We start from the raw sequence: 6,989 nt of genomic DNA, 5'->3' as shown, positions 1-6,989 counted from the left end.
TCACGTTGATCGCCGGGAACAGCAGGTTCCCCTCGGCCATCATCTCGTACAGGCGGTGGACACCGGTCGTGGTCTCCTCCGTCACACCGCGGATCCCGGCGGCCAGGGCCGTCCAGTCGATGTCCGTCTTCGCCAGCAGGGCCAGGACGAGTGCCATCTCCTCGTTCGCGGCGGTGGAGGGGTCGGGGACCGCGCCGGCCTTCTGGTACTCGACGCCCTTGTGGACGAGGAGGGTGGCGTCACCGCCGTCGTCGAGGATCATGTTCGGGCCGGCGTGTCCCGGCCAGGTCAGCGCCTGCTCCGTGCACCACCAGTACTCCTCCAGGCTCTCGCCCTTCCACGCGAAGACCGGGATCCCGGCCGCCGCGATCGCGGCGGCCGCGTGGTCCTGCGTCGAGTAGATGTTGCACGACACCCAGCGGACTTCCGCGCCCAAGGCGACCAGTGTCTCTATCAGCACGGCGGTCTGCACCGTCATGTGCAGGGAGCCGGTGATGCGGGCGCCGGCCAGCGGCTGCGCCGCCGCGTACTCCTCGCGGATCGACATCAGGCCCGGCATCTCGTGCTCGGCCAGGGTGATCTCCTTGCGGCCGAAAGCGGCGAGGGAGAGGTCTGCGACCTTGAAGTCCGTGAATCCGGCTGTCATGGGGGGCGCTCCTTGAACGTCGGGGAAGGGCGGGGGGCACCGGGCTCAGAGTCCGGCGGCCTTGCGCAGGGCGTCGGCGCGGTCGGTGCGTTCCCAGGTGAAGTCGGGCAGTTCGCGGCCGAAGTGGCCGTAGGCGGCGGTCTGGGCGTAGATGGGCCGCAGCAGGTCCAGGTCGCGGATGATCGCGGCGGGGCGCAGGTCGAAGACCTGGGAGACGGCGTCCTGGATGCGCTCGTCGGGCAGGGTCCCGGTGCCGAAGGTCTCCACGAACAGGCCGACGGGCTCGGCCTTGCCGATCGCGTACGCCACCTGCACCTCGCAGCGCGAGGCCAGACCGGCGGCGACCACGTTCTTGGCGACCCAGCGCATCGCGTACGCGGCCGAGCGGTCGACCTTGGACGGGTCCTTGCCGGAGAACGCGCCACCGCCGTGGCGGGCCATGCCGCCGTACGTGTCGATGATGATCTTGCGGCCGGTCAGGCCCGCGTCACCCATCGGACCGCCGATCTCGAACCGGCCCGTCGGGTTCACCAGCAGCCGGTACCCCTCGGTGTCCAGCTTGATCCCGTCCTCGGACAGCCGGTTCAGGACGTACTCCACGACGAACTCGCGGATGTCCGGGGCGAGGAGGGAATCGAGGTCGATGTCGGCGGCGTGCTGGGTGGACACGACCACGGTGTCGAGGCGGACGGGCCTGTCCCCGTCGTACTCGATGGTGACCTGCGTCTTGCCGTCGGGCCGCAGGTACGGGACGACGCCGTCCTTGCGGACGTCCGTCAGCCGCCGGGCCAGGCGGTGGGCCAGGGCGATCGGCAGGGGCATCAGCTCGGCCGTCTCGTCGCAGGCGTAGCCGAACATCAGGCCCTGGTCGCCGGCGCCCTGCCGGTCCAGTGCGTCGGCCTCGCCCCGACCTCCGCTTTCGCCTTCGACACGCTGCTCGTAGGCGGTGTCGACACCCTGGGCGATGTCCGGGGACTGGGCGCCGATGGACACCGACACGCCGCAGGAGGCGCCGTCGAAGCCCTTCTTCGAGGAGTCGTAGCCGATCTCCAGGATCTCCGCGCGGACGAGCTGCGCGATCGGCGCGTACGCCTTCGTCGTCACCTCTCCCGCGATGTGCACGAGGCCGGTCGTGATCAGCGTCTCGACCGCCACGCGCGAGGTCGGGTCCTCGGTGAGGAGCGCGTCGAGGATCGTGTCGCTGATCCGGTCGGCGATCTTGTCGGGGTGGCCCTCGGTCACGGACTCCGAGGTGAACAGCCGCTTGCTCATGCCTGCCCCACCTCCAGCGGGAAGAAGTGCTTCTCGATGGCGGCGAAGGTGCGGATCTCGTCGACCTCCAGGGTCTCCATCTGGATCGGCTTCCCGCTGTGCTGCTCCAGCAGGAAGACGAACTCCACGAAGGACAGGGAGTCGATCAGCCGGTGCTCGATGAGGTCCAGGTCGGGAGCGATGTCGTCGAGCTCCGTGTGGCGGGCGAGGAGCCAGTTCTTCAGCTGCTGCAGACCGTTCGACATGATGGTTCTCCTTGGGGTGGTGGTGTCTGTGGAGGCTCGGGTGGTGTGTAAGGGTCTCGCCGGGTCGGGCAGGGGCCGCGGCAGGGACGGGCCGGGTGAGCCGGGCTCCAGGACGGGGGCCGCGACGGCCACCGCGTAGTCCACGTCGTGGCTGATGGACACGGCGATCGAGGCGATCCCCGATTCCGCGGCCATGCGGGCCGCCGCGCGGTGGAGTTCGACGAGCGGCCAGCCGCCCTCGCAGCGCCGGACGACGATGTCCAGCCAGGGCAGGAACCTGCCGCCGACGCGGAGGGTTTTGAACGCCGCTTCCTTGGCGGCGATCCGCCCGCACAGGCTCAGTACGTCGAGCCTGGAGGAACAGCGGCAGTCGGCGAGTTCGCCGGGGGTGAGCATCCGTCCGAAGAAGTCCTCGCCGTACTCGGTGAGGAGCCGGCGGACGCGGGTGACGGACACGATGTCCATGCCGAGGTTCGCCCAGCCCATACCGCCCGCCGGAGGGGCGACGGGTCGGGTCGGCACGTCAGATCGCCGGCCCGGCCGCGTTCGCCCGCAGGACGGCGGCCGTCGCCGCCTCCCAGCTGCCGTGGCGCCTGGTGAGGGCGGACAGCCAGCGTTCCAGGCCGAAGGCGACGCAGCTGGTGAAGGCCGGCCCGCCGCTCGACGCGAGCGGGATGTCGCACCGGTCGCCGAAGAAGTTGCGGTGGGTGTTGACCGAGGCGATCGCGAGGTCCTCGTACAGGAACTCGTGCTTGACCGGTGTCAGCCGCTGGAGGACGGCCTTGGAGCTGCCCTTGTCGAAGAAGGGGTCGCAGGCCGGCTCCTTGCGCAGCGGCAGGTCCAGGGCCTCGGCGAAGGAGGTGATCCGCTCGGTGAACGACGCGAGGTGCGCCTCGGCGTGCTCGCGGGTGCCGATGGCGACTATCTCGCGCATCCGGAAGCCGAGTTGGCGGCGCAGCCCTTCGTAGTGCTCCTCCTTGCGGAAGCACCAGCCCACCACGGTGACGAGTTCGTCGTCGGCGGCCACGCGGCCCCGGTGGTCGATGTACACGGCGTAGCACGACGCGGAGGGGAGGCCGAGCGCGGCCGGCTGCAGCGCGTCGCACGGGAAGCAGCCGGTGTCGGTACAAAACTCGCTGGTCGCTCTTGCGGCGAGGTCGAGCGGGGCGGCGACGACGGCCTGGTGGGGGAAGTTGTCGTAGTAGTCCAGCCGCGCGAGATCGGCGGCCGGCAGCAGCGGGGGCATGGTCATCGGGCGGGCACCGGCCCGGACGCCCCAGCCCTCGAAGGTGTCGTCGAGGAGCCGGAGCAGGGCGGTCCCCTCGGGGCCGAGGGAGGGCAGGCCCTGGCTCGTACCGGGGGTCGCGGTGGTCGTGACGGTCATGGTGGGGTCACCTCTCGGACGGCAGTGGGCCGTTCAGACGACGGGCAGCACGTCGTCGGTGAAGATCCCGGTCTTCAGGAAGAAGCCGAGGGGCTTGCGGATGGTCTTGCGCTCGAAGGGGCGGCGCCGCTCGTCGGCGACCAGCGCGTTGCGCAGGGCCAGCGGATCGGCGATCCCGGCGTCGCGGTAGACGTGGGGGTTGTAGAGCGAGTTGACGCTGTAGACGACGTAGCGCTTGAGGTAGGCCTCCACCTCGGCGAGCCGTGCGGCGGAGACGCTGTCGCGCATCCGGTTGAAGAGCAGGGAGACCAGTTCGCGGCCGAAGGCGATGTGCCGGGACTCGTCCTGGTGGTGGATGCGGTTGACCTCGCGGATGGTGTGGCACAGCGAGTCGTCCTGCGCCATGCGGGTGTTGTAGTGGTCCACCAGCTCCTCGAAGAACAGGATCCGGGCGAAGACCAGGAAGTTCTCCACCTCCGGCTCCCAGGCGGAGTCGGCGCGCATGGCGGTGGATCCGTAGATCTTGTCGCCATAGCGGCGGCAGAACTCGGCGAAGAACCACATGTGCTCGTTCTCCTCACCGATGAAGTGGTGGAAGAAGTCGGACGGGACCTCGAAGCCGGGCATGTGGATCCGGCCGACGACCTCGATGAGCAGTTCGCGGATGCCGTGGACGTTGAGGCTGTAGAAGTTGATGCTCTCCCACTTGGACAGGCGGCGGATGGTCTCCTCGCCGAGCTCCTCGTAGAAGGGGGTGCCGTAGACCGTGAGCAGTTCGGGGGTCATCCACATCCGGCCTTCTTCGAGCTTCTCGGGCCAGTCGAACTGCTGGTAGGGGTTGTAGTACTCCTCGATGGAGCGGGAGCTGAGCCGGTCCAGGACTTCCAGGAACCGGTCGGTGACGGGCAGGGGGGCGCTGACGCCCATGGTGACTCCTCGGTGTGGTGGGGCGCCCGGGGCCGCGATGTGCGGCGCCGCTCAGGGCCTCAGGGCCGGACCTCGTAGACGGCGTTGACCGGGGTCTCGGTCGCGCGGCGCCAGCGCGTGAAGCCGGCTTCCTCGGCGATGGCGCGGAAGGCCTGCTCGCCGGAGTGGTTGCCGAGCGCGTGGGGTCCGCGCTGGGCGACGGCCACGGGCAGGCACATGACGGCGGACAGCGCCATGAACATGCGGGCGGCGGGGGTCTGGGTGTCGATGTCCTCGGGCGAGACGTTGGACTCGACCAGCATCCAGGTGCCCTCGGCGTCCAGCGACTTGTGCACGTGCTGGGCGGCGGCGACCGGGTCGCCCATGTCGTGCAGGGCGTTGAAGAAGGTCACCAGGTCGTAGCCGCTGCCGGGGTAGTCGTCGGCCGCGGCCACCTCGAAGACGACCCGGTCGCCCAGTCCCGCCTCGTCGGCGAGCTGGCGTGCGAGGGCGATGGCCTCTTCGGAGTAGTCGAAGCCGTGCACGGTGGCCTCGGGGAAGGCCTTGGCGATCAGCAGCGTGGTGTGTCCGACACCGCAGCCGACGTCGGCGACGGTGCCGCCCGCGGCCAGCTTGGCGGTGACGCCCTCCAGCGCCGGGAGCCAGTCGGGGACGAGCCGGTGCTCGTAGGCGGGCTGGAAGAAGCTGCCCATCCCGGTGTCGAGCGCCGGGTCGTGCTCGGCCCAGCCGACGCCGTCGCCCGTGCGGTACGCGTCGACGAGCAGGTCCTCGGTGGCGTAGAGCGCCTTGAGGGCGGTGAAGAACCCGGCGGCGAAGGTGACGGCCCCCGGGTCGGCCAGTACGGGGACGTGGTCGGCGGGCAGGGCGTACGTACCCGCGTCCGGATCGCGTTCGACGTACCCGGCGCTCAGCTGGGCGTGCAGCCACTCCTCGGCGTAGCGGGGGCTGATCCCGGCGCGTCCGGCGAGTGCGGCCGGGGTCAGCGGGCCGGCTTCGGCGAGCGCGCGGTAGAGGCCGAGGCGCTCGCCGAGGGCGACGGTCAGTCCGCGTACGGCGGCCCCCGCGTCGCTGATGACGCGCTGGTGGAACTCGTCGGTGGCGCTCATGCCGCTCTCACCCCGGTGGTCGGAAGGTCGCAGGTGAACAGGAAGGAACGGGGGATCCGCGGGACGCTGCGCGCGGGCACCGGGTAGGGCCAGCGGCCGAAGTCGGCGCCCGGCTCCCCGGGCTGGCGCACCTCGCGCACGGCCCAGCCGCAGTCCGCGAGCAGCTGCTCGGGGGTCTCCGTACCGAACAGCCACGGATTCCCGTCCTCGGCGAGGCAGTTGAGGAAGGGGCGGGAGAGCGGGTTCTCCAGCGCGGACTTGCTGATGACGTCGCCCAGCAGGACCGAGCCGGGCGCCGACTGCGTGCCGAGCGTGGAGATCAGGTTCCGTACGGCGGGCTCCGGCAGGAAGAAGAGCAGGCCCTCGACCACCCACAGCACCGGCTCGTCGCTGTGCCAGCCGGCCTCCTTGAGGGGGCCGGTCCAGTCCTCGGTGAGGTCGACCGGGACGGTGACGCGGGTGCGCCCGGCCGGGTCGGGCTCGTCCGCCAGCATCCGCGCCTTGGCCTCCAGCAGCGCGGGGCGGTCGAGTTCGTAGACGGTGACGCCGTCGGGCCACGGCAGGCGGTAGAAGCGGGTGTCCATGCCGGCGGCGAGGAAGACGACCTGGCGGATGCCGCGTTCCTCGACGGCCGAGACGATGGCCCGGTCGAGGTAGGTGGTGCGGATGGCGAGGAACGGCACGGTGCCGGCCCCGGCGTAGCGCTCCAGGAGTTCGAAGCCGATCGTGTCGGCGACGGTGCGCGCGTAGGGATCGGCGAACAGCCGGTCCTCGCGGTCGGTCTCCAGAGCCCGCGCTGCGGCGGTCCACTGGGCGGTGCGGGATACGGCCTCCACTGGAGGTCTCCCTTCACATGGGGTAGGGGGTTTCAGGCGGCGGAGGGGGCCCGTACGACCGGGTCCTGCGCGGCTGCGGGGTGGGTGGCGCGGTCGGTGGGCCGGCGCCGGAAGATGCTGTGCAGGATCATGCTGAAGACGACGGTCCCGTCACGGTCCACGAGGGTGCAGCGGGGCTGCACGACGCCGGTGCCCGGGTTGAACGGGGAGGGGCGCGAGCCGAGGATCTCCACGCGGGCGGTGAGCACGTCCCCGGGGCGTACCGGCCGCAGGTAGCGGACTTCGTCCACGCCGGGGGATCCGGTACAGGCGCTGTAGGCGAGCAGTCCGTCGACGTAGCGACGCATGAACATCGAGGCGGTGTGCCAGCCGCTGGCGATCAGTCCGCCGAACGGGGATTCTGCCGCGAGCGCCGGGTCCGTGTGGAAGGGCTGCGGGTCGAAGCGCCGCCCGAAGTCCAGCACCTCCTCGGCGGTGACGGTGACGGTGCCCAGCTCGTGGACGTCACCGGTCCGGAAGTCCTCGAAGTAGCGCATCACGCGGCCCCCTTGGCGGAGAGGAGTTTCTCTGGCG

At 70.7% G+C, this 6,989-nt stretch carries 8 protein-coding genes; all 8 read right to left on the bottom strand.

Annotation, left to right across the window (positions count from 1 at the left end; all coding sequences use genetic code 11):
- Window positions 1-646 (bottom strand): adenosylhomocysteinase (locus ACIA6C_RS31425; protein ID WP_399281001.1); only part of this gene is annotated, 646 nt, incomplete at its 3' end.
- A gap of 45 nt (window positions 647-691) precedes the next feature.
- Window positions 692-1,918, bottom strand: coding sequence for a methionine adenosyltransferase (metK, locus tag ACIA6C_RS31420; RefSeq protein WP_399280999.1), 1,227 nt, complete (start codon window positions 1,916-1,918; stop codon window positions 692-694).
- Entirely contained in the window at window positions 1,915-2,685 is a 771-nt protein-coding gene (gene acpS, locus ACIA6C_RS31415) for a holo-ACP synthase (protein ID WP_399280997.1), read from the bottom strand. Before acpS ends, metK begins: the two co-directional genes overlap by 4 nt.
- Window position 2,686: 1 nt before the next feature.
- The gene (locus ACIA6C_RS31410; RefSeq protein ID WP_399280995.1) at window positions 2,687-3,547 is read right to left on the bottom strand and encodes a hypothetical protein; all 861 of its coding nucleotides are present in this window, start codon (window positions 3,545-3,547) and stop codon (window positions 2,687-2,689) included.
- A 33-nt stretch (window positions 3,548-3,580) separates the two neighbouring features.
- Window positions 3,581-4,474, bottom strand: a complete 894-nt coding sequence (locus tag ACIA6C_RS31405) for a diiron oxygenase (protein ID WP_361131489.1) — start codon at window positions 4,472-4,474, stop codon at window positions 3,581-3,583.
- 59 nt (window positions 4,475-4,533) lie between these two features.
- Window positions 4,534-5,580 carry a class I SAM-dependent methyltransferase gene (locus ACIA6C_RS31400; RefSeq protein ID WP_399280993.1) on the bottom strand — a complete coding sequence of 349 codons (1,047 nt, stop codon included), beginning with the start codon at window positions 5,578-5,580 and terminating at the stop codon, window positions 4,534-4,536.
- On the bottom strand, window positions 5,577-6,416 hold the full coding sequence (locus ACIA6C_RS31395; protein ID WP_399280991.1) for a class I SAM-dependent methyltransferase: 840 nt from the start codon (window positions 6,414-6,416) through the stop codon (window positions 5,577-5,579). The genes ACIA6C_RS31400 and ACIA6C_RS31395 overlap by 4 nt, the downstream gene beginning before the upstream one ends.
- 32 nt (window positions 6,417-6,448) lie before the next feature.
- A complete protein-coding gene (locus tag ACIA6C_RS31390; protein WP_399280989.1) occupies window positions 6,449-6,952 on the bottom strand; it encodes a MaoC family dehydratase in 504 nt (167 codons plus the stop codon).
- Between the last annotated feature and the right edge of the window lie 37 nt (window positions 6,953-6,989).

The organism is Streptomyces sp. NPDC051578 (assembly GCF_044454045.1).
In the GTDB taxonomy this organism is placed as follows: Bacteria; Actinomycetota; Actinomycetes; order Streptomycetales; family Streptomycetaceae; genus Streptomyces.
Note: the sequence above shows the minus strand (reverse complement) of the source record. Positions and strands in the feature narration are given on the sequence as shown.

Excerpts from the sequence above, each read along its gene's own strand:
- metK (WP_399280999.1), bottom strand. The coding sequence starts at position 1,918 with ATGAGCAAGCGGCTGTTCACCTCGGAGTCCGTGACCGAGGGCCACCCC.
- ACIA6C_RS31405 (WP_361131489.1), bottom strand. The coding sequence starts at position 4,474 with ATGGGCGTCAGCGCCCCCCTGCCCGTCACCGACCGGTTCCTGGAAGTC.
- ACIA6C_RS31390 (WP_399280989.1), bottom strand. The coding sequence starts at position 6,952 with ATGCGCTACTTCGAGGACTTCCGGACCGGTGACGTCCACGAGCTGGGC.
- ACIA6C_RS31400 (WP_399280993.1), bottom strand. The coding sequence starts at position 5,580 with ATGAGCGCCACCGACGAGTTCCACCAGCGCGTCATCAGCGACGCGGGG.
- ACIA6C_RS31410 (WP_399280995.1), bottom strand. The coding sequence starts at position 3,547 with ATGACCGTCACGACCACCGCGACCCCCGGTACGAGCCAGGGCCTGCCC.